The organism is Streptomyces sp. GB4-14 (assembly GCF_022696125.1).
Taxonomy (GTDB): domain Bacteria; phylum Actinomycetota; class Actinomycetes; order Streptomycetales; family Streptomycetaceae; genus Streptomyces; species Streptomyces werraensis.
In genome coordinates, this window is sequence record NZ_RZHO01000002.1 from 5,051,395 (window position 1) to 5,077,930 (window position 26,536).

Consider the following 26,536-nt stretch of genomic DNA (forward strand, 5'->3'; position numbering starts at 1 on the left):
TCCCTCGGCCCATCGCGGACGCTTCCCCGACGGCGTCGCAGTCGTGGGAATGCCTGTGCTTCGTGCCACGTTGTGGTGGGTGAAACACGAGGAGGAGCGGTCACTGTGCTTGATCCGCAGGATTTGTACGCCTGGGAGCCGAAGGGACTGAGCGTCGTCGACATGGCGCTGGCCCAGGAGTCGGCCGGACTTGTCATGCTCTATCACTTCGACGGATACATCGACGCGGGCGAGACCGGGGACCAGATCGTCGACCGGCTGCTCGACTCGCTGCCCCACCAGGTCGTCGCCCGGTTCGACCACGACCGGCTCGTCGACTACCGGGCCCGTCGGCCCCTGCTCACCTTCACCCGCGACCGGTGGACCGACTACGAGGTGCCGGCCATCACCGTGCGGCTCGTGCAGGACGCCACCGGAGCGCCCTTCCTGCTGCTCTCGGGGCCCGAGCCGGACGTCGAGTGGGAGCGCTTCGCCGCCGCCGTGCAGCAGATCGTGGAGCGCCTCCAGGTGCGCCTGTCGGTGAACTTCCACGGCATCCCCATGGGCGTCCCGCACACCCGCCCGGTCGGCCTCACCCCGCACGGCAACCGCACCGACCTCGTCCCGGTCAGCACCAGCGTCTTCGACGAGGCGCAGGTCCCGGGCAGCGCCGAGGCCCTGGTCGAGTACCGGCTGATGCAGGCCGGACACGACGTCCTGGGCGTCGCGGCGCACGTGCCGCACTACATCGCCCGCTCCCCGTACCCGGACGCGGCGCTGACCGCGCTGGAGGCCGTCACGGCCGCCACCGGGCTCGTCCTGCCGGGCGTCGCGCACTCCCTGCGCACCGACGCCCAGCGCACCCAGACCGAGATCGACCGGCAGATCCGTGAGGGCGACGACGAGCTCACCGCCCTCGTCCAGGGCCTGGAGCACCAGTACGACGCGGCCGCGGGCGCCGCGACCCGGGGCAACATGCTCGCCGAGCCGGTGGAGATCCCGTCGGCGGACGAGATCGGCCGCGAGTTCGAGCGGTTCCTGGCCGAGCGGGAGGGCGACAACTGACGCCCGCCGGGCCGCCGGTCACAGCGGACGCCTAGGCTGCTGCCCATGCTGACAGTGGGCCTGACCGGCGGCATCGGAGCCGGCAAGAGCGAGGTGTCACGGCTGCTCGTGGAGTGCGGCGCCGTGCTGATCGACGCCGACCGCATCGCACGTGAGGTCGTGGAGCCGGGCACGCCCGGGCTCGCCTCCGTCGTGAAGGCCTTCGGGGAGGAGATCCTCACCGAGGACGGCAGCCTGGACCGGCCCCGCCTCGGCGCCCTCGTCTTCAACGACCCGGAGAAGCTGGCCACGCTCAACTCGATCGTGCACCCCCTGGTGGGCGCCCGGTCGCGCGAGCTGGAGGAGGCCGCGCCCGACGACGCCGTCGTCGTCCATGACGTCCCGCTCCTCACCGAGAACGGCCTCGCCCCTCTCTACGACGTCGTGATCGTCGTCGACGCGAGCCCGGACACCCAGCTCGACCGGCTGGTGCGGCTGCGCGGCATGAGCGAGGAGGACGCACGGGCCCGCATGGCCGCCCAGGCCACCCGCGAACAGCGCCGCGCGATCGCGGACGTCGTCATCGACAACGACGTGCCCCTCGACGCGCTGGAACGGCGCGTGAGGGAGGTGTGGGCCGACCTGGTCCGCCGCGCGCGGGAATCCCGGCCGGAATAGCGCGCGCCGGGCGAGGCGTTGATCCTCTCGAGTGAGGGAAGGATTCCGCCGTGCCCCAGACCAGTGGTCCGTCCGGACGTACGCCGGAGACGCACGTCATCGACTTCCGCGCCGCCGAGCACCTGCTCGCCTCCCGCGACCCGCGGGGCGCGGTGAAGCTGCTCGACGGCGTGATCGACGTCCATCCCGAGAACACGGCCGCCCGGCTGCTCAGGGCGCGCGCCTTCTTCGCGGCGGCTCAGCTGCGCCCCGCCGAGCTGGAGTTCTCGCTCGTCCTGGAGCGGGAGCCGGACAACGCCTTCGCCCACTTCGCCCTCGCCCGCACCTACGAGCGGCAGGGCCGGACCCGCCCGGCCAAGCGGCACTTCCGCCTCGCGGCCGCGCTGGACCCGAACCCGGAGTACCTGAAGGCCGCGCGCTTCGACGGCTGAGCCCGCCGCGCAGGACCGCGCGCGGCTAGCGCCGGTCCGCCGGCGGCCCGTGCGGGGGCTCGTACGGCGGGACGTCGCGGCCCGGCTGGTAGTGCGGGCCCTGGCGGATGTGGCGGACCACGAACACCAGGTCCGCCACGACGACCAGGAACAGCATCCCGCAGGCCAGCGCCCAGCCCGGATACCCGGCGAGCGCGAACGCCACCGTTCCGGCCACCGTCCAGACCACACCCCACACGCTCAGCCAGAACCGCATGCGCAGAGGACTCCGCGCGGTCGTCGGTTCACTGCCCGTACGCATCGCGGTCCTCACCCTGTGGCGGCCGAGCCCTTTCGCGTTCCGGGTGCCCGTCCCGAGCTCCTGTCACTCGTTCGGGTGGTGTCGGTGGAGAGGGGAACGGACGTGCGGGGGCGGCCCGTTCGACGGGCATGGAGCAGATGATGCGGGCAGGGTATGAGGGGACGGGCCCCGGGGCGATCACCCCGGACGGCTGCGCGGTGGAGCTGTACGCGCGGCTTCCCGTCGGGGACGAGCCGGACGTCATCGCGGCGGCGGTGCCGGCGGGCGCGAGGATCCTGGAGCTGGGCTGCGGGGTGGGGCGGATGACCCACGCGCTGCTGGAGCGCGGCTTCGAGGTGACGGCGGTGGACGAGTCCGCCGAGATGCTGGAGCGGGTGCGCGGGGCGCGCACGATATGCGGCCCGATCGAGCGGCTCGACCTCGGCGAGACCTTCGACGTGGTGCTGCTGGCCTCGTTCCTGGTGCACGCGGGGGACGCCGAGGTGCGCCGGGGCATGCTGCGCACCTGCGTACGGCACCTCGCGGAAGGCGGGTGCGTGCTGATCCAGCGGGAGGGCGCGGACTACCACACCAAGGTGCCGCGCGAGCGTGTCGACCCGTCGGGCTTCACGGTGCGGATCGTGGCCGTGGAGCCGGTGGGCGACGGCGTCGACTCGGTCCACGCGGAGTACGTCTTCCCGGACGCGACCTGGACGCAGACGTTCCGGTCACGCCCGCTGACCCCGGAGCAGTTCGAGGCGGCACTCGCGGAGGAAGGGCTGAGGGTGGACCGGTACCTGACGGAGGACGGGATCTGGGTGAGGGCGGTGCCGATGTCGTGACCTCGGCCGCTCGTCCCCCGGACGCCGGCGCGTCCCGCTCCGGGTGACCGCACCGGTGCTCACCGCCTGGGCGCGCCCCCTGCCCCCTTGTTCCGGCCCCGGCGTCCGCCGCCGCCCGTCCCACGGCCACCCGTGGCGCCGCCCGTGCCCTTGCCTCCGCCCGGCGTCGCGCCCGGGTCGCCGAGGGCGGGCGGGCCCGCGAGCCCGCCGAGCGGACCGGGGGCGCCGAGGCTCCCCAGCCCCCGCAGCCGTTCCATCTCGCGGCGGTCCCGCTTGGTCGGGCGCCCCGCGCCGCGGTCGCGGATGCCGGCGGGGGCGACCGCCTCGCGCGGCGGAGGCGGCGGCGAGTTGTCGACGTAGCACTGGACGGCGACCGGCGCCCCCACCCGCTTGCGGATCAGCCGCTTCACGACGACGACCCGCTCCCGCGTCTCGACCCGCACCCGCACCTCGTCGCCGACCCGCACGGAGTGCGACGGCTTCACCCGCTCGCCGTTCACGCGGACGTGCCCGCCCCGGCAGGCGGCGGCCCCCATGGACCGCGTCTTGACCAGCCGCACCGACCAGATCCAGCTGTCGACCCGGACGGTCTCGCCGCTCTGCGGGCCCGCCGCCTCGGCGGCGGCCACCGCCTCGGCGACCTTGGGGTCCACCGCCTCGGGCGTGGTCCCCGCGGACGTGACCGCCGCGCCGTCGTCCGCCCCGGCCGTCCTGTCGTTCTGCGCACCCTCCGCAACCATGTTCCCGACCTTAGCCCGCCCGGCCGCAGACCGGACGCCTACCGTGGAGCCATGGATCCCGAAGCCCTCGCCCGGCTCGACCGGCGTATCGCCGGCTGTCGGGCCTGCCCGCGCCTGGTCGCCTGGCGCGAGGAGATCGCCCGTACCAAGCGGGCCGCGTTCGCGGACTGGACGTACTGGGGGAGGCCGGTGCCCGGGTTCGGGCCGCCCGACGCCCGGCTGCTGATCATCGGCCTCGCGCCCGCCGCGCACGGCGGCAACCGCACCGGCCGGATGTTCACCGGGGACCGCTCCGGCGACGTGCTGTACCGGGCGCTGTACGACGTGGGCCTGGCGTCGCAGCCGACCTCCGTGCAGGCCGACGACGGTCTGGAGCTGTACGGGGTCCGCGTCACCGCGCCCGTGCACTGCGCCCCGCCCGCCAACAAGCCCACCCCGGCCGAACGGGACGCCTGCCGGCCCTGGCTGGTGCAGGAGCTGCGGCTCCTGCGGCCGACGGTCCGGGCGGCGGTCGTCCTCGGCGCCTTCGGCTGGCAGGCGGCGCTGCCCGCGTTCGCCGAGGCCGGCTGGACCGTGCCCCGCCCCCGGCCCGCCTTCGGGCACGGCGTCCATGTCCAGCTGGACGCCGCCGACGGTCCGCCGCTCGGCCTCCACGGCTGCTTCCACGTCAGCCAGCGCAACACCTTCACCGGCAAACTCACGCCCGAGATGCTCAGGGACGTCCTGCGCACGGCGGCGACTGCAGCCGGACTGCGCCCGGCGAAACAGAGGTGAGCGGGCCGCCCGGCAGCGCTACGGTGCCCTGATGGGCAGGTATCCGGAGATCGAACCGTACGACCAAGGCATGCTCGACGTAGGGGACGGCAACTCCCTCTACTGGGAGACCAGCGGGAACCCGCACGGCAAACCCGCTGTGGTGCTGCACGGCGGACCCGGCTCCGGCGCGGGCGCCGGACTGCGGCGCTACTTCGACCCCGCCGCCTACCGCATCGTCCTGTTCGACCAGCGCGGCGCGGGACGGTCACGGCCGTCGGCCGCAGACCCGGCCACCGACATGAGCGTCAACACGGCGCCGCATCTCATGGCGGACCTGGAGCGGCTCCGCGCGCATCTGGGCATCGAGCGCTGGCTGGTGTGGGGCGTTTCCTTCGGCTCGGCCCTGGGCCTGCGGTACGCGCAGACGCACCCCGGCGTGGTGTCCGAACTGGTGCTGACCGGCGTGGCCACCGGCTCGCCCGCTGAGGTAGACCTGCTGACGCGGGGCCTCGGCCGGATCTTCCCGGAGGCGTACGAGCGGTTCCTCGCCGAGCTCCCGGAGGACGAGCGTGACGGCAACCTGGCCGCCGCGTACAACCGCCTGCTGGAATCACCCGACCCCGAGGTCAGGGCGCGGGCGGCACGGGCGTGGACGGACTGGGAGACGGCGATCATGCCCGCCCCGCCCGGTTCCGTCGAGCGGTTCCGCGACCCGGAGTTCCGCCACGGCTTCGCCCGCACCGTCACCCACTACTGGGGCAACGACCACTTCTTCGGCGACTTCCCCGGCGACGGGGGAGCGGCGGGCGTCGTCCTGCGCGACGCCCGCCTCCTCGAGGACGTCCCCGGCACCCTGGTCCAGGGCAGCCTCGACTTCGGCAACCTCCTCGGCATCGTCTGGCGGCTGTACCACTCCTGGCCGGGCAGCGAGCTGGTGATCGTCGACGACGCCGGGCACGACGCGGGCGCCGTCGGCGACGACGCCCTTGTGGCGGCGACGGACCGGTACGCCCGCCGCCGCCCCTGACGGACAGCGTCCTTGCGTTTGCCTACGGGTGCAGCACCACCTTGGTGTAGCCCTCGATCCGCTTGTCGAACTTGTCGTACGCCGACGGCGCCTGGCCCAGCGGCAGCTCGTGCGAGACCACGAAGCTGGGCTTGGCCCGCCCCTCGATGATCATGTCGCGGAGCTGCCGGTTGTACCGCTTGACGTTGCACTGGCCGGTGCCGAGCTTCAGACCCTTCTCGAAGAGCTTGCCGACCGCGACCAGCAGCATGCCCTGCTTGGACTGCTCGTCCGGGGCGCCAGGGTCGGACGGCACGTACAGCCCGGGGATGCCGAGCATGCCGGTCGCCCGGACCGTGCGGACCAGCGAGTTCAGCACGGTCGCCGGCTCCTCCCGGTCGGTGCCGCCGCCCGCCGAGGCCTGGTAGCCGACGGCGTCGATGCCCTTGTCGGTGCCCATGCCCTCGGTCTGGTCGTGGATCTGCTCGACCGGGTCGCCCTCCGCGAAGTTGATCGGCACGGCGCCGATCTCCTGGGCCTTCTGCAGCCGTTCGGCGACGCGGTCGACCACGAACACCTTCCGCGCGCCGCGCAGCATCGCCGAGTAGGCGGCCATCAGGCCGACCGGTCCGGCGCCGTACACGGTGACGCTGTCGCCCGGGCGCACCTGGGCGAGTTCACAGCCGTGGTAGCCGGTGGGGAAGATGTCCGCGAGGAGCACGAAGTCCATCTCGTGCTCGGTGCCCGCAGGCAGCTTCAGGCAGTTGAAGTCGGCGTAGGGGACGCGCAGGTACTCCGCCTGTCCGCCCTTCCAGGGGCCCATGGCCACATAGCCGTAGGCGCCGCCGGGGAAGCCGGGGTTGACGGTGAGACAGTATCCCGTGAAGCCCTCGACGCAGTTGGTGCAGAAGCCGCAGGCGACGTTGAAGGGCATGACCACACGGTCGCCCTCCTTGAGCGAGGTGACGCCCGGGCCGACCTCGGCGACGGTGCCCATGTTCTCGTGGCCGAAGGTGATACCCGGCTCGGCGGCCGTGCGGCCCTCGTACATGTGCAGGTCGGAGCCGCAGATCGCGGTCGAGGTGATCCGTACGATCACGTCGTTCGGATGCTGGATCGTCGGGTTCTCGACGTCCTCGACGGCGACCTCGAACGGTCCCTTGTACACGACGGCCTTCATGGTGCGATCTCCGTTCGGTTGGTGTTCTGCGTGGTGCGCAGTGACGCCCCTCCCGATGGCCCGCGTGACCGATATCTCATGATTCTCCGGTCTTGTGCTCGGAGCAAGCCGGTAGCATCCGACGAATAGCCTGCGACGTCCGCCCCGTTCCCGGGGGCGCCGCACCCGGCGTTCAGGACGCCACCCGACGCGACACCCGACAAGAGGGAAGGGCGGAGAAATGGCAGCTCAAAGGCTGGGAACCCTGCTGGTGGCCGTGCCCGGGCTGTCCGGCACCACATACCCCCCGGGCACGACCGTGACCGTCCGCGGCCGCGGCGCGACCGTGGACGCGTTCGTCAACGGCGACTGGCTCCCGCTGTCCTGGTGGGAGTTCTCCGACGGTCTGCGGGAGGACATCGCCGACCGCTGAGCCGCCGCGCGAGGCGCCCGCCGACCGGTCGGGTCGGGCTCAGTCGACCTTCACCCAGTCCAGGGTGCGCTCGACGGCCCGCTTCCAGTCCTCGTAGCCCTGGCGGCGCCGGTCCTCGTCCCACGACGGCTCCCAGCGCCTGGACTCCTGCCAGTGCGTGCGGAGCTCGTTCTCGTCGCTCCAGAAGCCCGTGGCGAGGCCCGCGGCGTACGCGGCGCCCAGCGCGGTGGTCTCCGCGACCACGGGCCGGCTGACCGGCACCCCGAGCACGTCCGCCTGGATCTGCATGCACAGGTCGTTCGCGGTGACGCCGCCGTCCACCTTCAGCACGTCCAGGTGCACCCCGGAGTCCTGCTCCATCGCCTCGACCACGTCACGGCTCTGGTAGCAGATCGCCTCCAGTGTGGCTCGCGCGATGTGGCCGCCGGTGTTGTACCGGGACAGGCCGACGATGGCGCCGCGGGCGTCGGAACGCCAGTAGGGGGCGAACAGACCGGAGAAGGCCGGCACGAAGTACATGCCGCCGCTGTCCTCCACCGACCGTGCCAGCTGCTCGCTGTCCGGGGCGCTCCCGATGATCTTCAGCTGGTCCCGCAGCCACTGCACCGCCGCGCCGGTCACGGCGATGGAGCCCTCCAGCGCGTACACCGCCGGGCTGCCGGCGAACTGGTACGCCACCGTCGTCAGCAGGCCGTGCTGCGAGCGGACGAGTTCGGTGCCGGTGTTCAGCACCAGGAAGTTGCCGGTGCCGTACGTGTTCTTGGCCTCGCCGGGGGAGAAGCAGACCTGCCCCACCGTGGCCGCGTGCTGGTCGCCGAGGACGCCGGTGATCGGCACGGCGGCGCCCAGCGGGCGGGACGTACGGGCCTGGCCGAAGGCCTCCGGGTCCGAGGAGGGGTGGATGGCCGGGAGCATCGAGCGCGGGATGCCGAAGATGCCGAGCAGCTCGTCGTCCCAGTCGAGGGTCTCCAGGTTCATCAGCATGGTGCGGCTGGCGTTGGTCACGTCCGTGGCGTGGATGCCGCCGTTCGGACCTCCGGTGAGGTTCCACAGCACCCAGGCGTCGGTGTTGCCGAACAGGGCGTTGCCCGCCTCGGCCGCCTCGCGCAGCCCGTCCACGTTGTCCAGCAGCCACTTGATCTTGCCGCCGGAGAAGTAGGTGGCCGGCGGCAGCCCCGCCTTGTGGCGGATCGTGTCGCCGTGGCCCTCGCGCTCGAGGGCGGCGGCGATGCTGTCGGTGCGCGTGTCCTGCCAGACGATCGCGTTGTAGTACGGACGGCCGGTGCGCGGATCCCACACGACGGTCGTCTCACGCTGGTTGGTGATGCCGATGGCCCGCAGGTCGGAGGCCGTCAGGCCGCCGTCGCGGAGGGCGTTCTGGATCACCGTGTTGGTGCGCTCCCAGATCTCCACCGGGTCGTGCTCGACCCAGCCGGAACGGGGCAGGATCTGCTGGTGCTCCAGCTGGTGCTTCGCCACCTCGTTACCGGCATGATCGAAGATCATGAATCGGGTGCTGGTGGTCCCCTGGTCCACCGCGCCGACGAATTCGGGCATCGCTGAAACCTTTCCTGAGTGACGACGGACTCCCGGGTGCGGCCTACGCCTCCTCGGTGGCCGGGCCTTCCTCCTGGTCCTCCATCGCCCGCGTCCTGGCCGTGACCATCGGCTTGATGATCAGGTCGTACACCAGCACGCCGGCGACGCCGCCGATCAGCGGGCCGACGATGGGAATCCACCAGTAGCCGCTGAACCACCCGAACGTGCCCGGGAGGGCGATGTCACCCCAGCCCTCGAAGTACGTGAACAGCCGCGGACCGAAATCTCGCGCGGGGTTGATCGCGTATCCGGCATTCGTTCCGAAGGACAGGCCGATGGCGACGACCACCAGACCGATGAGGAACGGGTGGAGATTCGACAGGGGTGCGACGTTCTTCAGGTCGATGAGTGCGCAGATCAGAAGAAGCAGAATTCCGGTACCCACGATCTGGTCGAGCAGCGGACCCCACCAGGAATCGCCGAAGTATTCCGCGGGGAAGGTCGCGAAGATGGAATAGGTGGCCAGTGATTCGTCACGGGCCAGCCCTGCCTTCGCGTCGGCGGCGTCGATCGCCCAGCGGTAGCAGGCGTAGACGAGCGCGGCGGCGACGAACGCGCCGCACACCTGGGCCAGCCAGTAGGCGGGCAGCTTCTTCAGAGGGAAGTCCCTGCGCACGGCGAACGCCAGCGTCACCGCCGGGTTGAGGTGGGCGCCGCTGATGCCGCCGGCGACGTAGACGCCGAAGACGACGGCGAGGCCCCATCCCCAGGCGATGATGAGCCAGTTCGCCGGACCGAAGTCCACGAACTGACGCCCGGAACCGGGCAGACCCACGACGGCGACGGCCACGGATCCGACACCCAGCAGAATGAGGACGAACGTCCCCAGGAATTCGGCGAGCATTTCGCCGCCTGTGCCTTCGCGATAGCCGCGTCGGCGCGGAGCTGTAACGCGATCAGCCATCAGCTCTCCTCGAATGGAAATGGCGCGGACTGTGCCTCCCCATGTCGGCAGCGTAGGTCCACCGCCCACCCCGGGCGCGCGGAGAGCGGTCTTTCCCACCAACGGCCCAGTTCGACGGGCGAGGGGGAAGGAGGCGGCTGATACTGCGGGACTTCCGACGAGTTCGAGGGCGGGGTCACCGCTCGGTCCGCGGGGGGCGGACGCGCGCGTCCGCCCGGCCGTCACACCGGCGAAACGCGCCTGTTCCCTTCCGTCGGTGAAGTCCCCTTACCGTGGGGGCATGAGTTCCGCCCCGGTCAGCGTTGCCCGAAGGAGCAGCCGCAGCGACCGGACGACAGGAGCCCTGTGACCCGCACCGCCCCCGCCGTACCCCCGTGGCTCGCCCATGCCCTCCGCTCCCAGCGGGGGCCGGTCTCCCGCAGCGCGGTGCTGCGCGGCGCGCTGGGCGGCGGGCCGCTGCTGCTCGTCGCCGTCCTCGCCGGACGGCCCACCCTCGGGGTGGTCGCCGCGATCGGCGCCATGTTCGCCGGGATCAACGACCGGCCCGGCAGCCGCCGTGCCTCCGTGACCCGGATCGGGACGCCCGCTCTCGCGGGCGCGGCCGGACTGCTGTCGGGCACCCTCGCCGGGGACCATGCTCCTGCCCTGCTGCTCACCCTGCTGCTGACCGTGCTGGGCCTGGCCGCCGGAGGGATCAGCGCGCTGGGGCCGGTGGGATCCTCCGCGGGGACGCAGCTGCTGGTCGGCGCCGCCGTCGGGGCGGGCATGCCACTGCCCGAGCCGGGCCGGCTGCGGGCGGCCGCCTTCGTCGCGGGCGCCGCCTGGCTGCTCCTGCTGCGGCTTGCGCTGCCCACCTCCCACACCCTCGCCGGGGACCGCCGCTTCGAGCTGCGCTTCGACGGGGAACGCGCCGCCGTCGCCGGGGTGTACGAGGCCGTCGCCGCGCTGCTCGACGCCGTCGGCTCCGGCAGTGCCACCGCACGGCGGGCCGCGCTCACCGCCGCCCTCGACCAGGCGCAGGACGCGCTCGCCGGGCCCCGGCTGCGCCGCCGCCCCTCCTCCGCGGCGGAACGCCGGCTGCACGCCCAGTACGCCGCCGCCCTCCCGCTCGCGGAGGCCGCGACCGCGCTGGCCTGGGCGGGGGACCCGGTGCCGGACCGTACGTCCGAGGCGCCCCGCCGCCTCGCCGCCGCCGTGCGCGACGGCGCCCCCACCGGCCCGCTGCCCGCCCCCACCCGCTCCGCGCCCGGCCTGCGCGCCCTGGACGACGCCCTGCTGTACGCGGCCGAGGCGTTCGACCGGGCGGACAGTCGGCGGCTGCACGGCCGCAGGCGCTCCCGGACCGCCGTCCTGCGGACCGTCCTCGGCGCCCGCGGCCGGGAGTACGGGATGCGCGTCGCCCTCTGCTTCGGCGCGAGCGCCGCCGTCGCCCAGGCCCTCTACCACGCACGCTGGTACGGCCAGCACGAGCACTGGTACTGGCTGCCCGCCACCGCCGTCTTCCTCGTCAAGCCCGACCTCGGGCCGCTGGCCTCCCGCGTGCTGTCCCGCGCCGCCGGAACCGTCCTCGGCGCGCTGCTGTTCGCCGGACTCGCCGCGGTGCTGCCCCGGCCGGAAGGACTCGTCGTCCTCGTCGCCCTCTGTGGGGCGCTGATCCCGCTCGCCGCCCGGCACTTCGCCGCGCAGACCGCCGTCGTCACCGTGCTCGTACTGGCCTTGGTGATGGCCGGCGGCGAACCCCAGGCGTCCCTCGCCCGGATCGGCGAGACCCTGCTGGCCTGCGCCATCGTGCTGGTCGTCGGACACCTGCCCGTCCCCGGCCGGCGCGGCGACGCCATTCGCGCCCGGCTCACCGAGGCGAGCGGTGCCGCCCGCGAGTACCTCGCCCATGTGCTGGGGGAGTCCGAGGACCGGGAGGCCCGCTGGGCGCTGCGCCGCGAGGCCTACCGCACCCTCGCCGAGGCCCGCGCCGCCATCGCCCTCGCCTCCGCCGAACTCCCGCCGCTCGCCCGGCACGCGGACGGCGCCGACGAGATCGCCGCGACCCTCGAACGGCTCGTCGACACCACCACCGCCTGCGCCGTCCACCTCGACGACACCGGCACCCTCGACCCCCACCACGTCCGCCGCCTCACCGCCCTCCGGGACAAGCTGTCCCACCAGGGCGCGCACGTACACCTCCCCGTCCCGGCCGGGACACGGCCCCCGGCGGACCGGCGCCCGGTCGCGGACCGCCGGTGACCGCTCCGCCGACCTCGGCCGAGCGCGCCCGGGAAGGGGCGCGGGGAACTTGCGCACGCACCGGACCGCCCCCCCCCGCGGGTGGCTCGGCGCCGCTGATCGCCTCGTCGGCGTCGGTCGAGCGCGCCCGGAAGGGGCGCGGGGAACTGCGCGCCCGGCCGCCACGGACCGGCACCCGGTGGACCGCCCCCCCCCCGCGGGTGGCTCTGCGCCGCTGACCGCCTCGTCGGCGTCGGTCGAACGCGCCCGGAAGGGGCGCGGGGAACTGCGCGCCCAGCCCCCATGGACCGGCACCCGGTGGACCGCCCCCCGCGGGTGGCTCGGCGCCGCTGATCGCCTCGTCGGCGTCGGTCGAACGCGCCCGGAAGGGGCGCGGGGAACTGCGCGCCCGGCCCCCACGGACCCGCACCCGCCGCCGGCATGGCCACCCAGCCGCCCGCAGGACCACCGCCCCACCCACGCCGCCGGCACGCACAGGGGGCCGCCCCCCTCAAGATGAACGCCCCGCGTTCACCCCACCCGCACCCACACCGGCGCATGATCCGACCCCGCCGCTCCACGCCGCTCGCCGGGATCCGTCCCCACGGACGGCAGACGGGGCGGCCCGTCGTCCGGAAGCCCCGTCCCCGCCGACGTCACCCTCCGCACCAGCCGGTGACTGAGCAGCACATGGTCGATCAGCTCCCGGCGGCCCGAGTTCACCCGCGAGTAGCGTTCCGACGCCGGGATGAGCGGCGCCACGTCCCACAGCCGGACCGCGTCACCCCGGTCCGGCCGGTCGTACCCCGGCGTGCCGATCTCCGAGCCGGGCGGCCCCAGCAGCATCTGCGTGGTCGCCGCCTGCACCTCGTCGTTGAGGTCGCCGAGCACCGCCACGTCCCGCTCCCGCCCGTCGCCCTCCAGCAGCCGGTCCGCCAGCGCGCGCAACGCCGCCGCCTCGGCCGCCCGCCGGTACAGCGCGTAGGCGCCGTACCGGGCCCGTTCGCCCTCGTCGCGCGGCAGGAAGCGGCCGTCCGGGTACGACAGCAGCTTCGACTTCAGATGGCACACCGCCACCCGCAGCGGTCCACGCTCGCCCGCGACCTCCACCGCGAGGAAGCCGCGCCCGGCCTGAGAGACGGTCAGCCCGGTGTCGTCCGCCTGCACCGGCAGCATCCGCGGCGGGAACGCCGCCGTGTCGGCGACCACCGTCAGCTCCGTACGGCTGAGGAAGCCCACCCGGGTGCCCCGGCTGTCGGCGTGCGAGGACAGCGCGACGTGCCAGTCGTCGTCGAGCATCCCCGCCAGGTCCTCCAGCGCGCCGGGGTCGCCCACCTCCTGCACGCCGAGCAGCCCCGGATCCAGCTCCGTGATCACCGCGGCGAGCGCGGCCAGTTTCGACGCGTAGGCGGCCTCGTCGTCGGGCCCGTAGGGGCCGCCGGGCCGGTACAGGTTCTCGAGGTTCCAGGTGCCGAGGAGCAAGGCGGGCCCCTTTCAGCCGTGGGCGGGCTCGTGGTGAGGCCAGGGTGCGCGCCCGGCCCGCCGTGCGACAGAGCCGCGACGGGATGTCGCGGCTCGGCTCCCCCGGGTCGGAGTCCCGTCGTACGTTGACGTGATGACGCCTTCTGCCGTGGAGAGTCCCGCCGGCCTCATCATCACCGGATGCACCGTCCTCACGCACGACGATCAAGAAGAGGCCGTCTTCCTGGAGGACGCGGCAGTCGTCGTCCGCGACGGGGTCGTCGAGGAGGTGACCGACGCCGGGGCCGTCGCCGGGCGCGCGGCCGACGAGTGGATCGACGCCCGCGGACAGGTCGCGCTGCCCGGTCTGATCAACTGTCACACCCACGCCCCGATGGCCGCCCTGCGCGGGCTCGCCGAGGACCTGCCGACCCAGGCGTGGTTCAACGACGTCGTCTGGCCGGTGGAGTCCAACCTCACCGAGCGGGATGTCACTCTCGGCGCGCTGCTCGCCTGCGCGGAGATGATCCGGGCCGGGGTCACCTGCTTCGCCGACCACTACTTCGCCATGGACGCGGTCGCCGAGGTGGTCGCGGCAAGCGGCATGCGCGCTCTGCTGGGAGAGGCGTACTTCTCCTCCCAGGGCCCTCGGGGAAGGGAGAGGTCCCTGGAGTTCGCGCTCCGCCACCGCGGCACGGCCGGCGGGCGCATCACCACCGCGCTCGCCCCGCACGCCCCCTACACGGTGACCGACACCGACCTCGCCGCCACCGCCGAGCTGGCCCACGAGCACCGCCTGCCCGTCCATCTGCACGCCGCCGAGAACCGCGACCAGACCGAGGCGTCCCTCACCCGGCACGGCGTCACCCCCGTCGAGGTGCTGCACCGCACCGGCGTCCTGGACACCGACGTGCTCATCGCGCACGGCACCGGCATCGTCGAGAGCGACCTGCCGCTCCTCGCGCACGCGCGGGGGCGTACGGCGGTGGCGACCGCGCCCCGCGGCTACCTGAAGTTCGCCTGGCCCACCACCACCCCCGTACGGGCGCTGCGGAACATCGGGGTGCCGGTCGGACTCGCCACGGACGGCGCCGCGTCCAACAACTCCCTCGACGTGTGGGAGTCCATGGCGCTCACCTCGCTGATCCAGAAGTCCACGGAGGACGACCCGCGCTGGCTTACCTCACGTCAGGCCCTGCACCACGCCACCCTGCAGAGCGCCCGCGCGGTCGGCCTGGAGGGGAGCGTCGGCCGCATCGCGCCCGGCCACCGGGCCGACATCGTCCTGGTCGACCTCACCGGACCGCACACCCAGCCCGTGCACGACCTCGCCGCGACCCTGGTGCACAGCGCCCGCGCCGCCGATGTGCGCACGACCGTCGTGGACGGCCGGATCCTCATGCGCGACCGGCGCCTGCTCACCATCGACGTTCCCGAGGTCGTACGCGAACTGGACGAGCGCCTGCCCGCCCTCGTCGACCGCTCCCACGGCCGGCGCATCCAGGAGTACGACACCTGAGCGGCCCGTGTCGCAGCGGCGAGAAGGCTTCGGACGCGGCCGGTGAGTGCCGCGCGGCACTCCGCTCACCCCTCGCGGAGCGGAACCGTCGCGCAGGAGCCCCTGGGGTTGCCCCAGGGGCGCGCGCCCGCCGTCGGGGCTCCCGTGGCGCAGGCGCATCTCCAGTACCACGACGAGTGCGACGACCGACACGGACGGTGACGGATTACTCCGGAAAGCTGAGAGCGCGCTCACACTTGGCAGTGAACGGGTGTCAACTACGTCTCAGTACCGTCACCGGACGAGGCGTTCCCCCCATGGTTGGCGTTTAACTCTACGAGTACAGCGCTACATGGAGGTGGCAGGGTGAACGGGCGAACCGTGCTCGAACGCTTTCCCGCAGGTGGACCGCGTGGATCCTGGCCCGCGGAGGAGTTCGCGCACGCGCGGCGCCTGGAGGGCCAGCCCGCCGAGGTCGTCATGGACCTCGCCACCGACATGTTCCTGGTGATCGTCCGCGGCGAGAGCGCCGGCGGTGAGGCGGTGGCGTGACCCCGGCGGGGCGGCGCCGGGTACGGCCGTCAGGCGGTGACGGGGCGTGACCAGACGGGGGTCGTCCCGGTGATCCGGCACAGAGCCAGGTAGAGCGGTATCGGCGGCGTGTAGGGGAGCGTGCCGTCGGGGCGGTGGATCAGCCCCGGGAGGCCGGCGGCGTCCGTGTCGGCGGGGGAGTCGGGGAGGACCGCGCCGGCGGCGTAGTGCGCGGGGGCGGGCCACTCCAGGGCGTAGTCCGAGTCGGACGGGACCAGCCACCACCAGTGCGCGTCGTCGGCGTACACACACCCCACGCGGGGCAGCCGGGGCAGGACCAGCGGGCCGAAGCGGGCCGGGACGGCCACCGCGTCGCAGCCCATCGGGGCGGTCATGCCGTCCGGCACGGGAAGCCGCCGGGGCGCGCCCGGTGTCAGCCGTCCGCGCTGGATCCGGACCAGCGAGTCCAGGCTCAGCACGCGAGCACCGGGGCCCGTCACGCCCGGCCTCCGTCCCGGTCGGCGGGTATGTCCAGACGCTGTTCTGCGGGGTGGGTCGCACCGTCGTCGCCGGTCTGGTCCTCGCCGCCCTCCGAGCCGCCGGCCGGGCCGGGCTTGGGGCGGGCGCCCCAGCCGAGGTCGTTCCGGGGTCCGTCCGTGTCGCCCGGGGAGTCGGCGGTGCGGGGGAGTTCCGCCCAGACCAGCAGGCCGGGGCCGTGTTCGTGGGCGCCCCACGCGCGGCACAGGGCGTCGACAAGGAGCAGTCCCCTTCCGTGCTCCTCCTCCGGCTGCTGCCGGGTGTTCGCCCGCGGCCGGCCCGGCGCGCAGCCCTCGTCCCGCACGGCGATGCGCAGCAGGTCGTCACCGTCGTGCAGCTCGCAGACGACATGGCTGCTCGCGGTGTGCACGATGGCGTTGGTGACCAGTTCAGAGACGACCAGTGCCGCCGTGTCGCAGGTGTCCTCGCAGACCGACCAGCCGGTCAGCCGGGCCCGTGTCAGCCGTCTCGCCTGCGCGGGGGAGCCAGGGTGAGCGGCCAGTTCGAAACGGAACCGGCGCTCGGCGGCGGCCCCCGAGGGGGCGGTGGCCGAAGCGGCGCCGAGGCCCACGGGAGCTGCGGCGGCGTCTGTTCCTAAGGGCGCGGACGGAATCACGCTTGCCACTATCGCCCCGCCGTGAACACTTGGCAAGTGTCACTTTGAAAAATGCAGAGTGCTGTGTGACGGTCTGGACGGGCGTGGCACACTGCTCGCAACAGCACCTCGCGCGGCGCCAGTTGGGATCGCCGGAAGTCGATTCGAATATGTGTTCGGATCCATTGATCTCCGTGCCAGATCACCGGATGGCGCCGCCGGGCTGTCAGGATTTGTTCGAGGGAGGTGAAGCGTGAGCGAACCCCGGTCCGCGCCGACGGTCGGGCAGGTCGTCCTCGGGCGACGCCTGCTGGATCTGCGCGAGCGCGCGGGTCTCAAGCGGGAAGAGGCCGCCCGGATCCTGCGTGTCGCCCCCGCCACCGTGCGCCGCATGGAGATGGCCGAGGTGGCGCTCAAGATCCCCTACCTCCAGCTGCTGCTGAAGGCCTACGGCGTCTCCGACGAGGAGGCCGAGGCATTCGTCCAGCTCGCGGAGGACGCCAACAAGCCCGGCTGGTGGCAGCGCTTCCACGACATCCTGCCCGGCTGGTTCTCCATGTACGTCAGCCTGGAGGGCGCGGCCTCCCTCATCCGCAGCTACGAACCCCACTTCGTCCCCGGCCTGCTCCAGACCGAGGACTACGCACGCGGCGTGCTGCGCTCCGGCGCCATAGGGCAGACCCGCCCCGAGGACATAGAGCGCCACGTCGACCTGCGCATGCGGCGGCAGGAACTGCTCACCCGCGAGGACGCGCCCCGGCTGTGGGTCGTCATGGACGAGACCGCGCTGCGCCGCCGGGTCGGCGGTCCCGAGGTGATGCGCGCGCAGATCGACAAGCTGCTCGAGGCGTCGGCGCTGCCCAACGTGACGCTGCAGATCGCCACCTTCGACAGCGGGCCCCATCCCGGCACGTACGGGCCGTTCGTGCTGTTCCGATTTGCCATGCCCGAACTGCCGGACATGGTCTACAGCGAGTACCTGACCGGCGCCGTCTACCTGGACGCGCGCACCGAGGTGGCGACCCACCTCGAGGTCATGGACCGCATGGCGGCCCAGGCCGCCACGGCACATCGCACGAAGGAGATCCTCCGGGATCTCCGCAAGGAGCTGTGAATGGAACTCATCAAGCCCCCGAAGACCCAGCCGCGTGCACGGGCGCACGCCAGGAGGATCTACAACGGCATGCCCGCGCGGGAGCTGGGCAGCGAGGGCTGGCACAAGCCCTGGAGCGGCGGCAACGGCGGCAACTGCCTGGAGGCGATGAAGCTGGACGACGGCCGGATCGCCGTGCGCCAGTCCACCGACCCGGACGGTCCGGCGCTCATCTACACCTCCGCCGAGATGACGGCCTTCATCGAGGGGGCCAAGGCCGGAGAGGCGGATTTCCTGCTGTCCTGACCTCCTGTTGCCGCACTACCTTTGCTTGTCCCTTGGCACCGGCTTGGCACTGAATTGATCACTAACACTTGCAGACAGTTACGGAGTCCGTCATGACCGGGCAGAACCCCGTGGAGATCGACACCACCAGACCGCATCCGGCGCGGATGTACGACTGGTACCTCGGAGGCAAGGACAACTACCCGGTCGACGAGGCCATGGGCCGGCAGATGCTCGCCCTGGAGCCGAGGGTGCCGGTCATGGCGCGCGTCAACCGCGCGTTCATGCAGCGCGCCACGCGCTGGCTCGCCGGACAGGGCGTGCGCCAGTTCCTCGACGTCGGCACCGGCATCCCCACCGAGCCGAACCTGCACCAGATAGCCCAGCGGGTCGCGCCGGACGCCCGCGTCGTCTACTGCGACAACGACCCGATCGTCCTGGCCCACGCGGCGGCCCTGCTGCGCGGCACGGACGAGGGCGTCACCGACTACCTCCAGGCCGACGTCCGCGACCCGGACACCATCCTGGAGGGCGCGCGCAAGGTCCTCGACTTCGAGAAGCCGATCGCGCTGTCGCTCATCGCGCTGCTGCACTTCGTCCCCGACGAGGACGGCGCGCACGAACTGGTGGCGCGGCTGGTGGACGCCCTGCCCTCGGGCAGCCACCTGGTGATCAGCCACGCCACGGCCGACTTCACCCCGGAGGAGTCGGAGGAGGCCTCGGCGAAGCTCAAGGGTGCGGGCGTCACCCTGGCACTGCGCAGCCGCGAGGAGTTCACCCGCTTCTTCGACGGTCTCGATCTCGTGGAACCGGGCGTCCAGGTGCCGCACCTGTGGCACCCCGAACTGGGCGACCCGGTCCCGGGCCAGGACGACGGGATCATCCCCGGCTACGGCGCGGTGGCGCGCAAGCCGTAGGCGCGTTCCGGGTTCGACCTCGACGCCCCTGGGCGCCCGGCTCCGGCTGGGAGCCCGGGGGCGTCGGCGTGCGAGGGCCGGGACGGGTCGGCGTCCGCCGGGTGCGCGGTCGCGATCCGGCCACGGCGCAGGGCGCCACGACGGACGAGCGTGCCTGGCCGCGTGAGGGCGCTCGGGCAGCGCGCGGGCGTGCGGGCGTGCGTGGGGCCGGCTCAGACGGTCATGGGCCGGTCGTACGGGCCGATCGGCGCCGGCAGACCGCTCGTGCCGCCCGTCAGACAGTGGTCCACGGCCGCCGCCACCGCCCGGCCCTCCGCGATGGCCCACACGATCAGCGACTGCCCCCGGGCGGCGTCGCCCGCCGCGAAGACGCCGGGGACGTTCGTGGCGAAGTCCGGCCCGCGTGCGATCGTGCCGCGCGGCTCCAGCTCGAGACCGAGCTGCGCGATGATCCCGTCGCCCCGGTCCGGCCCGGAGAAGCCGAGCGCGAGCAGCACCAGGTCGGCGGGCAGCGTCCGCTCCGTCCCCGGCACCGGCCTGCGCTCCGCGTCCACCTCGACCAGGCGCAGCCCGCGCACCCGCCCGTCCGCGTCCCCCTCGAAGCGCAGCGTCGACGCGGCGAACAGCCGCGCGTCGGCCTCCGCCGCCGGCGCCGTCCGCAGCGCGCCCGCCTCCTCGTGCGCCGCCGACAGCCGGTACAGCTTCGGATACGTCGGCCAGGGCTCGTTCTCCTCGTCGCGCTCGCTGCCGGGCCTGCGGTAGATGTCGAGTTGGGTGACCGACGCGGCCCGCTCCCGCACCGCCGTGCCCAGGCAGTCGGCACCCGTGTCACCGCCCCCGACGATGACCACGTGCCGCCCCTCCGCCGACAGCGGCGACCTCTCCAGGTCGCCCTCGCGCACCCGGTTGGCCAGGGGTAGGTACTCCATCGCCTGGTGGATGCCCGTGAGTTCACGCCCCGGCACCGGCAGCTCCCGCCATGCCGTCGCCCCCGTGGCGATGACCACCGCGTCGTAACGGCCGCGCAGCTCCGCAGCGTCCACGTCCTGCCCGACCGTGGTCGACGTGCGGAACCTCGTCCCCTCGGCCCGCATCTGCTCCACGCGCCGCTCCAGATGGCGCTTCTCCATCTTGAACTCGGGGATCCCGTACCGCATGAGCCCGCCGATCCGGTCGTCCCGCTCGTACACGGCGACCGTGTGCCCGGCCCGCGTGAGCTGCTGGGCGGCGGCGAGCCCGGCGGGGCCCGAGCCGATGACCGCGACCGTCCGTCCGGACAGCCGGTCCGGCGGGGCCGGCGCGGCGAACCCCTCCTCCCACGCCCTGTCGGCGATGGCGCACTCGACGTTCTTGATGGTCACCGCCGGCTGGTTGATGGCGAGCACACAGCCGGCCTCGCACGGCGCCGGGCACAGCCTCCCCGTGAACTCGGGGAAGTTGTTCGTGGCGTGCAGCCGCTCCGCCGCCGCCCGCCAGTCCTCCCGGGAGACCAGGTCGTTCCACTCCGGGATGAGGTTGCCCAGCGGACAGGCCTCGTGGCAGAACGGCACACCGCAGTCCATGCACCGGTCGGCCTGCTCGCCGATGATCGGCAGCAGTCCTCCGGGGACGTACACCTCGTCCCAGTCGCCGACCCGTTCCTCCACAGGCCGGCGCGGCCACTCCTGGCGGGGCGTGGTGAGGAAACCCCTGGGATCTGCCATGGCCGTCTTCCTTGTATGCGCGGGTGACAGGCCGTGCGTCGTCGGGCGGCACTCCTGCCCAAACGATACGTCCGCCCATCCCGGCCCGCAGTGTGCCGGACACCGTCCGTGCGGAGCCTGTGCTGCCGGCTCGCGGCCGGTGTGCTCGGCGCCCTACGGCGGCGCTGCCCGGGCGGCGCGCGGCGCCCCTCAGCCGGGGAGCGCTCGCGGCGTCCGGCACTCAGCCGGTGAGGGCCAGGAGGTACGCCAGCGCGGCTCCGGCCGAGGCGACGGCGCGGACGTGGTTCCACCGCATCCACCCGCGCACGTACGCCGGCCAGTACGCGGCCGCCTCCGCACCGCCCGCGTCGAGCCGGGCCAACCGCTCGTTGCGGGGTATGTTCGCCGCCACGGTCAGTCCGAACGATCCGCACAGGAACAGCACGCCGCCCACCACCGACGCGACCGCCCCCTCGTCCGGCCACGTCACGAGCGTCACCGCCGTGAGCACCGCGCTCAGCACCGTCGTGCCGAGGAACACCGCCATGAACGGCGGCCGCACCGCCGCCACGTTGACCGACTGCATCGCGGCCACGCCCCGCGCCGGCGGCAGCGCCGCGAGCCCTCGCATCACGAACGTGGAGAACGCGCAGAACACCCCGGCCACCAGACCGGTCCCCAGCACACCCAGCGCCGTCAGCACTGCGTACGCCCCGTCGCCCATGTCCTCACCCCCGCCATCCTCGCCATCCTCGCCCTTCCGGCCGGGCCCTTCCCCCGGCTGCCCGTACCACCAGTGAAGGCGCCCCCGTCGCGCCGGGCCATGGCCCAGCGGCGCGCACGCATACGCGAGCGTCCACCGCCCGCGCCCGCCCGCGGCGCCCTGCCTTCCCCGGCACTTCCGGGGCCGCCCGGAACGTGCCGCATCATGGCCGTGTGCGACTCGAAGCGATCACCTGGGACCGGCTCGTCGACCTGCTCGCCGAGCGTCTGCTGGACCTCGACACGGCCGACGGCGCTCCCTGGACCCGCGTCGCCCTCGACGGCGCTCCGGCCGCCCGCCCGGGAGACCTCGCCGGACGGATCGCCGAGGCGCTGCGCGTCCGCGGCCGCCCCAGCCTCGTCGTCGGCACGGAGGGCTTCCTGCGCCCCGCCTCGGTCCGGCTCGAGTACGGCCACCAGGACCTGGAGTCCTACTACAGCGGCTGGTACGACACCGGCGCCCTGTGGCGCGAGGTGCTCGACCCGCTCGGCCCCGGCGGCAGCGGACGAGTGCTGCCCGACCTGTGGGACCCGGTCACCGACCGCGCCACCCGCAGCCCGTACGTCGAACTGCCGCCCGGCGGTGTGCTGTTGCTGCACGGCCCGCTCCTCCTGCACCACTGGTTCCCCTTCGATCTGACCGTCCACGTCCTCCTCTCACCCGGCGCGCTGCGCCGCCGCACCCCCGAGGCCGAACACTGGACCCTGCCCGCCTTCGAGCGCTACGAGCGGGAGACCGACCCGGCCGGCACCGCCGACGTGCTCGTACGGGCCGACGACCCCCGCCACCCGGCCTGGCGCGGCTGAGAGCACGGACGAAGAGCCTGGTCGAGGGCGTGCCGGAACCGAGGGCGCCGCGCCGTCCGCTGCGGGTGCCGTCCGGGAGCGGCCCGGCGACAATGAAGGACGTCGGGACTCGCGGCGCGCCCCGCGCCGCGCCGGCCGTCCGGCACCGGGAGGTACCTCATGACCACCGCCGGAGACATCATGCACCGTGGCGCCCAGTGGATCCCCGCGCACGAAACCCTCGACCGAGCGGCACAGTTGATGCGTGAACTGAACGTCGGCGCGCTGCCCATCAGTGACGAGAACGAACGGCTCTGCGGCATCCTCACCGACCGCGACATCGTCGTCGGCTGCGTCGCCATGGGCCACGACCCCGCCAAGGTCACCGCGGGCGAGATGGCCAAGGGCACACCGCGCTGGATCGAGTCCGACGCCGACGTCGACGACGTGCTCACCGAGATGCGCACCCACCAGATCCGCCGGCTGCCCATTATCGACGACAAGCGTCTCGTCGGCATGATCAGCGAGGCCGATCTGGCCCGGCACCTGACGGGCGAACAGATCGCCGCCTTCGCCGAGAGCGTCTACGCCCGGTCCGCCTCCGGCTGACCCCGCCGTCCGCGACCGGCGGGACGGGCGGGCGTCACAGCCAGCCGCTGCGCCGGAACGCCCGGTACAGCACCAGACACGCCACGGTTATCACCCCGAGGACCATGCCGTAGCCGTACCGCCAGTGCAGCTCCGGCATATGGTCGAAGTTCATGCCGTACACCCCGCACACCATGGTCGGCACCGCGACGATCGCCGCCCATGCGGTGATCTTGCGCATGTCCTCGTTCTGGGCGACCGTGACGCGCGCCAGGTGGGCCTGGAGGATGGAGTTGATCAGCTCGTCGAAGGCCGCAATCTGCTCCGTCGCCCGCTGCAGATGGTCGGCGACGTCACGGAAGTACGCCTGTATGTCCGGGGCGACCACGCGGCTCGGCCGGGTGGCGAGTTCATCGAGTGGCCGGCCCAGCGGCACCACCGCCCGCTTCAACTCCAGCAGCTCACGCTTGAGCTGGTAGATACGGCTCGGGTCGACCCGGGCGCCGTGCTCCGCGAACACCTCCGTCTCGACCTGGTCCATGTCCCCCTGGACCGAGTCGACGACGCGCAGATAGTCGTCGACGACCTGGTCCGCGACGGCGTGCAGCACCGTGGACGGGCCCTGCGCCAGCCGCGAGGGATCGGCCTCCAGCCCTTCGCGCAGCGGGCCGAGGGACCCGTGCCGGCCGTGCCGCACGGTCACCACGAAGTCCTCGCCGACGAACACCATGATCTCGCCGGTGTCCACCACCTCGCTGGTCGCGGTCAGTTCCTCGTGCTCGACGTAGCAGACGGTCTTGAACACGGCGAACAGCGTCTCCCCGTACCGCTCCAGCTTGGGCCGCTGGTGCGCCTCGACGGCGTCCTCCACCGCCAGCGGATGCAGGTCGAACAGCTCGGCGATGCCGGCGAACTCCCGGCTCGTCGGCTCGTGCAGCCCCAGCCACACGAACCCCTCCCCGCTCTCCCGGACCCGCTTGACGGCGTCGGCCGCGCCCCCGGGCACGGAGAGGCGGTGACCGTCCCGGTACGTCACGCAGTTGACCACCGAGGAGCCCAGCGGCGACCGGGCGGGGTGGCTCAGATCCACCCGGGGACGCCTGCGCGCAAGTCCGCGCAGCCTGCCCACCCGGCCGAGACCGGTGACCTTCCTCAGATTCACTGCCCTGGACATTCGGCTCCCCCTCGTGTGGATCCCCCGTGCCGCGCTTCATCGTCGGCCTGCCGCGCCAGTCTGCCAGCGACCGGCCGACTGCGTGCGGGCCTGTGGAAACGCCAAGTTCCGTTTGGTTCCCGCCTGTGGAAGAAGACGTCCGCCAGCGCAGGACGACGCCCTCCTGGGCAAGATGACGCCCTCCTTGCCCAGGACGACGCCCTTCAGCCCCGCACCGGCGGCCGTGCACCCACTCGCTCCACCGCCGCGGCCCCCGCCCGGCACCCTTCCTCCGCCGCCCGCCCGGCATCCGCACCGGCCAGCATCGCCGCGAGGAAGGCCCCCGTGAAGGCGTCACCCGCGCCGGTCGTGTCCCGAGGTGTCACCGGCAGGGCAGGAACGCGACCGCACACCTCGCCGGACCGCGCCAGCAGCGCACCCTCCGCGCCGAGCTTGACCACCACCAGCGGCACCCTTCGGCTCAGCGAGACCGCAGCTTCCGCCACGTCCGGACACCCCGTCAGCAGGCACGCCTCGTCGCGGCTCGGCAGCAGCACGTCCACCCCGTCGACCAGCGACAGGAAGCGTTCCGGACCCAGCTCGGCCAGGAACCCGGCCGACGCCGGGTCCACGCTCACCGGCACCCCGCGGGCCTCAGCCGCCTTCAACGCCACCGCCGCCAGGGCCCGGCTGCTCCCGCTGAACACCAGATAGCCCGACAAGTGCAGCCGACCCACCCCGTCCAGCAGGGCGTCCGACCAGTCCTCGGGTCCGAGCCGCAGCGACGCGCCGCTGTCGGTGAGGAAGGTCCGCTCGGCCCCCGCACCCTCGTCGACCAGGCAGACGACCGTCCCGGTCGGCACGTCGGCGTCCACGACCAGCCGCGGACGCACCCCGCAGGCCGCCAGCTCCCGTTCGTGCCAGACCGCCGCGTCCACACCCACCCGCCCCAGCAGCCGCACCTCGCACCCGCCCCGGCGAGCCGCCCAGCAGGCGACGTTCGCTCCCGCCCCGCCCGGCACCGTGCGGATCACGGCCGCCGTGTCCGTGCCGGGGGCGAGCGGTCCGGCATGGCGCGCCACCACGTCCGTGATCACGTCGCCGACGACCAGCAGCGCCCCGCCCGACCCGGTCACTTCCCGGCGGCCCAGGCCGCCGCCACCCGGGCCGCGAGCGCCACGTTGCCGCGCACCGCCGCCAGATTGGCCTCGAGGGAGGCGCCGTCGGTGTGCCTCACCAGATGGTCCAGGAGGAACGGGGTGACGCCCTGACCGGTGACCCCGGCGGCCTCGCACGCCCGCAGTGCCTCGTCGAGCACCCGCGCGTGCGTCTCGGGATCCAGCTGCTCGTCCTCCGGCACCGGGTTGGCGACGATCAGCGCCGACTCCGGGCCGCCGAGCGCGTCCTGCGCCCGCATCACCCGGGCCACCTCCTCCGGGGTGTCCAGCCGCCAATCCACGGGATGCCCGGAGTCCGACAGATAGAAGCCGGGGAAGCGGTCGGTGCCGTACCCGGCGACCGCCACGCCCAGCGTCTCCAGTCGCTGCAGGGTCGCCGGCACGTCCAGGATCGACTTCACGCCCGCGCACACCACGGTGATCCGGGTGCGCGCCAGCAGCCCGAGGTCGGCCGACTCGTCCTGGGTGACCGTCCATTCGCGGTGCACCCCGCCGAGCCCGCCGGTGGCGAAGACCCGGATGCCCGCGAGCGCCGCGACCAGCGCGGTGGCGGAGACCGTCGTCGCGCCGCTCGCCCCCGTGGCCACCGCGAGCGGCAGGTCACGATGGCCCAGCTTGCGGATGCCGTCCTCGTTCGCGATCCGCTCCAGCTGCTCCTTGTCCAGGCCGACCCGCGGCGTGCCGTCCAGCACCGCGATCGTCGCGGGAACCGCGCCTTCCCGCCGCACCGCGGCCTCCAGTTCGCGCGCCACCTGAAGATTGCGCGGCCGGGGCAGGCCGTGAGCGATGATCGTGGACTCCAGGGCCACCACCGGCCGGCCCGTCGCGACCGCGTCCCGTACCTCGTCCGACACCATGAGCACCACGCGTTGCCTCCTGTCTGCCGCCTCTCCCTCCATCTCTGGCGGGCGGCACGCCGGGCCAAACCCTTGCGGCGCGTCACACGGCTCACGGAGGCTGGAGCCATGACAGACCACGCGACCCGGCTCGACCACATCGTCCTCTGGGTGAGTGACCCGATCGCCGCCGCGCACTTCTACGAGAAGGCCGTCGGCCTGGACCCGGTCCGGCTCGCCGCGTTCTCGGCGGGCGAGGCACCCTTCCCCTCGGTGCGCGTCAGCGAGGAGACGATCCTCGACCTCATGCCGCGCTCCAAGGCGGACCGTATGACGATGCTCCCCGGGGCCGCCGACAGCTCCGGTCACCCCGTCAACCACGTCTGCCTGTCGCTGTCCGCGGACGCCTTCGACGCCCTCCTCGACCGTCTCCGGGAGCAGTCGGTCCCGGTGTCGGACATCGCCCACGACTCCTTCGGCGCACGCGGCCCCGCCAAGCGCAGCTTCTACTTCCGCGACCCCGACGGCAACGTCTTCGAGGCGCGTCACTACGACTGACCGGC

At 73.2% G+C, this 26,536-nt stretch carries 29 protein-coding genes; 16 read left to right on the forward strand and 13 right to left on the reverse strand.

What is annotated here, in order from left to right:
- Positions 1–105: 105 nt before the first annotated feature.
- The 3 genes from ELQ39_RS24270 to ELQ39_RS24280 are packed head-to-tail and all read left to right on the forward strand — an operon-like array spanning position 106 to position 2,132.
- The gene (locus tag ELQ39_RS24270; protein WP_190000042.1) at positions 106–1,044 is read left to right on the forward strand and encodes a PAC2 family protein; all 939 of its coding nucleotides are present in this window, start codon (positions 106–108) and stop codon (positions 1,042–1,044) included.
- A 45-nt stretch (positions 1,045–1,089) separates the two neighbouring features.
- Positions 1,090–1,701 (forward strand): dephospho-CoA kinase, encoded by a 612-nt coding sequence (gene coaE, locus ELQ39_RS24275; protein ID WP_242593918.1) that lies wholly within the window; start codon positions 1,090–1,092, stop codon positions 1,699–1,701.
- 50 nt (positions 1,702–1,751) lie between these two features.
- On the forward strand, positions 1,752–2,132 hold the full coding sequence (locus tag ELQ39_RS24280; protein WP_242593920.1) for a tetratricopeptide repeat protein: 381 nt from the start codon (positions 1,752–1,754) through the stop codon (positions 2,130–2,132).
- 25 nt (positions 2,133–2,157) lie between these two features.
- Here ELQ39_RS24280 and ELQ39_RS24285 read toward each other — a convergent pair whose 3' ends face one another.
- On the reverse strand, positions 2,158–2,433 hold the full coding sequence (locus ELQ39_RS24285; RefSeq protein WP_190000040.1) for a DUF6343 family protein: 276 nt from the start codon (positions 2,431–2,433) through the stop codon (positions 2,158–2,160).
- 140 nt (positions 2,434–2,573) lie between these two features.
- Here ELQ39_RS24285 and ELQ39_RS24290 point away from each other — a divergent pair, with 140 nt between their 5' ends.
- Positions 2,574–3,254 (forward strand): class I SAM-dependent methyltransferase, encoded by a 681-nt coding sequence (locus ELQ39_RS24290; RefSeq protein WP_242593922.1) that lies wholly within the window; start codon positions 2,574–2,576, stop codon positions 3,252–3,254.
- Positions 3,255–3,313: 59 nt separating this feature from the next.
- Here ELQ39_RS24290 and ELQ39_RS24295 read toward each other — a convergent pair whose 3' ends face one another.
- Entirely contained in the window at positions 3,314–3,994 is a 681-nt protein-coding gene (locus ELQ39_RS24295) for an RNA-binding S4 domain-containing protein (protein ID WP_242593924.1), read from the reverse strand.
- A gap of 51 nt (positions 3,995–4,045) precedes the next feature.
- On the opposite strand from ELQ39_RS24295, the gene ELQ39_RS24300 reads away from it, so the two are divergent.
- Complete coding sequence (locus ELQ39_RS24300; RefSeq protein WP_242593926.1) at positions 4,046–4,768, forward strand: uracil-DNA glycosylase; 723 nt, start codon at positions 4,046–4,048, stop codon at positions 4,766–4,768.
- 31 nt (positions 4,769–4,799) lie between these two features.
- Positions 4,800–5,777 carry a prolyl aminopeptidase gene (pip, locus tag ELQ39_RS24305; protein ID WP_242593928.1) on the forward strand — a complete coding sequence of 326 codons (978 nt, stop codon included), beginning with the start codon at positions 4,800–4,802 and terminating at the stop codon, positions 5,775–5,777.
- 22 nt (positions 5,778–5,799) lie between these two features.
- Here the strand turns inward: pip and ELQ39_RS24310 are convergent, their stop codons facing one another.
- Positions 5,800–6,936 (reverse strand): glutathione-independent formaldehyde dehydrogenase, encoded by a 1,137-nt coding sequence (locus ELQ39_RS24310; RefSeq protein WP_225645185.1) that lies wholly within the window; start codon positions 6,934–6,936, stop codon positions 5,800–5,802.
- Positions 6,937–7,156: 220 nt separating this feature from the next.
- On the opposite strand from ELQ39_RS24310, the gene ELQ39_RS24315 reads away from it, so the two are divergent.
- A complete protein-coding gene (locus ELQ39_RS24315; RefSeq protein ID WP_031018510.1) occupies positions 7,157–7,348 on the forward strand; it encodes a hypothetical protein in 192 nt (63 codons plus the stop codon).
- 39 nt (positions 7,349–7,387) lie between these two features.
- Here the strand turns inward: ELQ39_RS24315 and glpK are convergent, their stop codons facing one another.
- Together glpK and ELQ39_RS24325 are read right to left on the reverse strand one after the other, a co-directional pair.
- Positions 7,388–8,905 carry a glycerol kinase GlpK gene (gene glpK / locus ELQ39_RS24320; protein WP_190000034.1) on the reverse strand — a complete coding sequence of 506 codons (1,518 nt, stop codon included), beginning with the start codon at positions 8,903–8,905 and terminating at the stop codon, positions 7,388–7,390.
- 43 nt (positions 8,906–8,948) lie between these two features.
- A complete protein-coding gene (locus ELQ39_RS24325; protein WP_242593930.1) occupies positions 8,949–9,851 on the reverse strand; it encodes an MIP/aquaporin family protein in 903 nt (300 codons plus the stop codon).
- A 345-nt stretch (positions 9,852–10,196) separates the two neighbouring features.
- On the opposite strand from ELQ39_RS24325, the gene ELQ39_RS24330 reads away from it, so the two are divergent.
- Positions 10,197–12,092 (forward strand): FUSC family protein, encoded by a 1,896-nt coding sequence (locus tag ELQ39_RS24330; protein ID WP_242593933.1) that lies wholly within the window; start codon positions 10,197–10,199, stop codon positions 12,090–12,092.
- A 510-nt stretch (positions 12,093–12,602) separates the two neighbouring features.
- On the opposite strand, the gene ELQ39_RS24335 is transcribed toward ELQ39_RS24330, so the two are convergent.
- Positions 12,603–13,553 (reverse strand): endonuclease/exonuclease/phosphatase family protein, encoded by a 951-nt coding sequence (locus tag ELQ39_RS24335; protein WP_242593935.1) that lies wholly within the window; start codon positions 13,551–13,553, stop codon positions 12,603–12,605.
- 133 nt (positions 13,554–13,686) lie between these two features.
- Here ELQ39_RS24335 and ELQ39_RS24340 point away from each other — a divergent pair, with 133 nt between their 5' ends.
- Together ELQ39_RS24340 and ELQ39_RS24345 are read left to right on the forward strand one after the other, a co-directional pair.
- Positions 13,687–15,051: an amidohydrolase gene (locus tag ELQ39_RS24340; protein WP_242593937.1), complete on the forward strand. Its 1,365-nt coding sequence runs from the start codon at positions 13,687–13,689 to the stop codon at positions 15,049–15,051.
- Between the two features lie 345 nt (positions 15,052–15,396).
- On the forward strand, positions 15,397–15,582 hold the full coding sequence (locus ELQ39_RS24345; protein ID WP_190000030.1) for a hypothetical protein: 186 nt from the start codon (positions 15,397–15,399) through the stop codon (positions 15,580–15,582).
- A gap of 29 nt (positions 15,583–15,611) precedes the next feature.
- On the opposite strand, the gene ELQ39_RS24350 is transcribed toward ELQ39_RS24345, so the two are convergent.
- Positions 15,612–16,061: a hypothetical protein gene (locus ELQ39_RS24350; protein ID WP_242593939.1), complete on the reverse strand. Its 450-nt coding sequence runs from the start codon at positions 16,059–16,061 to the stop codon at positions 15,612–15,614.
- Complete coding sequence (locus tag ELQ39_RS24355; RefSeq protein WP_277994726.1) at positions 16,058–16,750, reverse strand: ATP-binding protein; 693 nt, start codon at positions 16,748–16,750, stop codon at positions 16,058–16,060. Before ELQ39_RS24355 ends, ELQ39_RS24350 begins: the two co-directional genes overlap by 4 nt.
- A 196-nt stretch (positions 16,751–16,946) precedes the next feature.
- Between ELQ39_RS24355 and ELQ39_RS24360 the strand changes: the two genes are divergently transcribed.
- The 3 genes from ELQ39_RS24360 to ELQ39_RS24370 all read left to right on the forward strand — a co-directional run bounded on the left by ELQ39_RS24360 (position 16,947) and on the right by ELQ39_RS24370 (position 18,988).
- Complete coding sequence (locus tag ELQ39_RS24360; protein WP_093766709.1) at positions 16,947–17,807, forward strand: helix-turn-helix domain-containing protein; 861 nt, start codon at positions 16,947–16,949, stop codon at positions 17,805–17,807.
- Positions 17,808–18,092 (forward strand): DUF397 domain-containing protein, encoded by a 285-nt coding sequence (locus ELQ39_RS24365; protein ID WP_189899397.1) that lies wholly within the window; start codon positions 17,808–17,810, stop codon positions 18,090–18,092.
- A gap of 92 nt (positions 18,093–18,184) precedes the next feature.
- The gene (locus ELQ39_RS24370) at positions 18,185–18,988 is read left to right on the forward strand and encodes an SAM-dependent methyltransferase (RefSeq protein ID WP_242593943.1); all 804 of its coding nucleotides are present in this window, start codon (positions 18,185–18,187) and stop codon (positions 18,986–18,988) included.
- Between the two features lie 212 nt (positions 18,989–19,200).
- Here the strand turns inward: ELQ39_RS24370 and ELQ39_RS24375 are convergent, their stop codons facing one another.
- On the reverse strand, positions 19,201–20,691 hold the full coding sequence (locus ELQ39_RS24375) for a glutamate synthase subunit beta (protein ID WP_242593945.1): 1,491 nt from the start codon (positions 20,689–20,691) through the stop codon (positions 19,201–19,203).
- 220 nt (positions 20,692–20,911) lie between these two features.
- Positions 20,912–21,394: an anthrone oxygenase family protein gene (locus ELQ39_RS24380; RefSeq protein ID WP_242593947.1), complete on the reverse strand. Its 483-nt coding sequence runs from the start codon at positions 21,392–21,394 to the stop codon at positions 20,912–20,914.
- Between the two features lie 212 nt (positions 21,395–21,606).
- On the opposite strand from ELQ39_RS24380, the gene ELQ39_RS24385 reads away from it, so the two are divergent.
- Together ELQ39_RS24385 and ELQ39_RS24390 are read left to right on the forward strand one after the other, a co-directional pair.
- Positions 21,607–22,239: a uridine kinase gene (locus ELQ39_RS24385; RefSeq protein WP_242593949.1), complete on the forward strand. Its 633-nt coding sequence runs from the start codon at positions 21,607–21,609 to the stop codon at positions 22,237–22,239.
- A gap of 159 nt (positions 22,240–22,398) precedes the next feature.
- Positions 22,399–22,827 carry a CBS domain-containing protein gene (locus ELQ39_RS24390; RefSeq protein ID WP_242593951.1) on the forward strand — a complete coding sequence of 143 codons (429 nt, stop codon included), beginning with the start codon at positions 22,399–22,401 and terminating at the stop codon, positions 22,825–22,827.
- Positions 22,828–22,861: 34 nt separating this feature from the next.
- On the opposite strand, the gene ELQ39_RS24395 is transcribed toward ELQ39_RS24390, so the two are convergent.
- From ELQ39_RS24395 to ELQ39_RS24405, 3 genes are all read right to left on the reverse strand, one after another.
- Positions 22,862–23,980, reverse strand: a complete 1,119-nt coding sequence (locus tag ELQ39_RS24395; RefSeq protein ID WP_225627967.1) for a magnesium and cobalt transport protein CorA — start codon at positions 23,978–23,980, stop codon at positions 22,862–22,864.
- A 203-nt stretch (positions 23,981–24,183) separates the two neighbouring features.
- Positions 24,184–25,095, reverse strand: coding sequence for a carbohydrate kinase family protein (locus ELQ39_RS24400; RefSeq protein ID WP_242593953.1), 912 nt, complete (start codon positions 25,093–25,095; stop codon positions 24,184–24,186).
- Entirely contained in the window at positions 25,092–26,003 is a 912-nt protein-coding gene (locus ELQ39_RS24405) for a pseudouridine-5'-phosphate glycosidase (protein WP_242593955.1), read from the reverse strand. Before ELQ39_RS24405 ends, ELQ39_RS24400 begins: the two co-directional genes overlap by 4 nt.
- A gap of 99 nt (positions 26,004–26,102) precedes the next feature.
- Between ELQ39_RS24405 and ELQ39_RS24410 the strand changes: the two genes are divergently transcribed.
- Complete coding sequence (locus ELQ39_RS24410; RefSeq protein WP_190000019.1) at positions 26,103–26,531, forward strand: VOC family protein; 429 nt, start codon at positions 26,103–26,105, stop codon at positions 26,529–26,531.
- Positions 26,532–26,536 lie beyond the last annotated feature (5 nt).

Bases quoted from the DNA above. Each gene is read 5' to 3' on its own strand.
- coaE (WP_242593918.1), top strand. From the start codon at position 1,090: ATGCTGACAGTGGGCCTGACCGGCGGCATCGGAGCCGGCAAGAGCGAG.
- ELQ39_RS24285 (WP_190000040.1), bottom strand. From the start codon at position 2,433: ATGCGTACGGGCAGTGAACCGACGACCGCGCGGAGTCCTCTGCGCATG.
- ELQ39_RS24290 (WP_242593922.1), top strand. From the start codon at position 2,574: ATGCGGGCAGGGTATGAGGGGACGGGCCCCGGGGCGATCACCCCGGAC.
- ELQ39_RS24295 (WP_242593924.1), bottom strand. From the start codon at position 3,994: ATGGTTGCGGAGGGTGCGCAGAACGACAGGACGGCCGGGGCGGACGAC.
- ELQ39_RS24300 (WP_242593926.1), top strand. From the start codon at position 4,046: ATGGATCCCGAAGCCCTCGCCCGGCTCGACCGGCGTATCGCCGGCTGT.
- pip (WP_242593928.1), top strand. From the start codon at position 4,800: ATGGGCAGGTATCCGGAGATCGAACCGTACGACCAAGGCATGCTCGAC.
- ELQ39_RS24310 (WP_225645185.1), bottom strand. From the start codon at position 6,936: ATGAAGGCCGTCGTGTACAAGGGACCGTTCGAGGTCGCCGTCGAGGAC.
- ELQ39_RS24315 (WP_031018510.1), top strand. From the start codon at position 7,157: ATGGCAGCTCAAAGGCTGGGAACCCTGCTGGTGGCCGTGCCCGGGCTG.
- glpK (WP_190000034.1), bottom strand. From the start codon at position 8,905: ATGCCCGAATTCGTCGGCGCGGTGGACCAGGGGACCACCAGCACCCGA.
- ELQ39_RS24325 (WP_242593930.1), bottom strand. From the start codon at position 9,851: ATGGCTGATCGCGTTACAGCTCCGCGCCGACGCGGCTATCGCGAAGGC.
- ELQ39_RS24340 (WP_242593937.1), top strand. From the start codon at position 13,687: ATGACGCCTTCTGCCGTGGAGAGTCCCGCCGGCCTCATCATCACCGGA.
- ELQ39_RS24365 (WP_189899397.1), top strand. From the start codon at position 17,808: ATGGAACTCATCAAGCCCCCGAAGACCCAGCCGCGTGCACGGGCGCAC.
- ELQ39_RS24370 (WP_242593943.1), top strand. From the start codon at position 18,185: ATGACCGGGCAGAACCCCGTGGAGATCGACACCACCAGACCGCATCCG.
- ELQ39_RS24375 (WP_242593945.1), bottom strand. From the start codon at position 20,691: ATGGCAGATCCCAGGGGTTTCCTCACCACGCCCCGCCAGGAGTGGCCG.
- ELQ39_RS24380 (WP_242593947.1), bottom strand. From the start codon at position 21,394: ATGGGCGACGGGGCGTACGCAGTGCTGACGGCGCTGGGTGTGCTGGGG.
- ELQ39_RS24390 (WP_242593951.1), top strand. From the start codon at position 22,399: ATGACCACCGCCGGAGACATCATGCACCGTGGCGCCCAGTGGATCCCC.
- ELQ39_RS24395 (WP_225627967.1), bottom strand. From the start codon at position 23,980: ATGTCCAGGGCAGTGAATCTGAGGAAGGTCACCGGTCTCGGCCGGGTG.
- ELQ39_RS24410 (WP_190000019.1), top strand. From the start codon at position 26,103: ATGACAGACCACGCGACCCGGCTCGACCACATCGTCCTCTGGGTGAGT.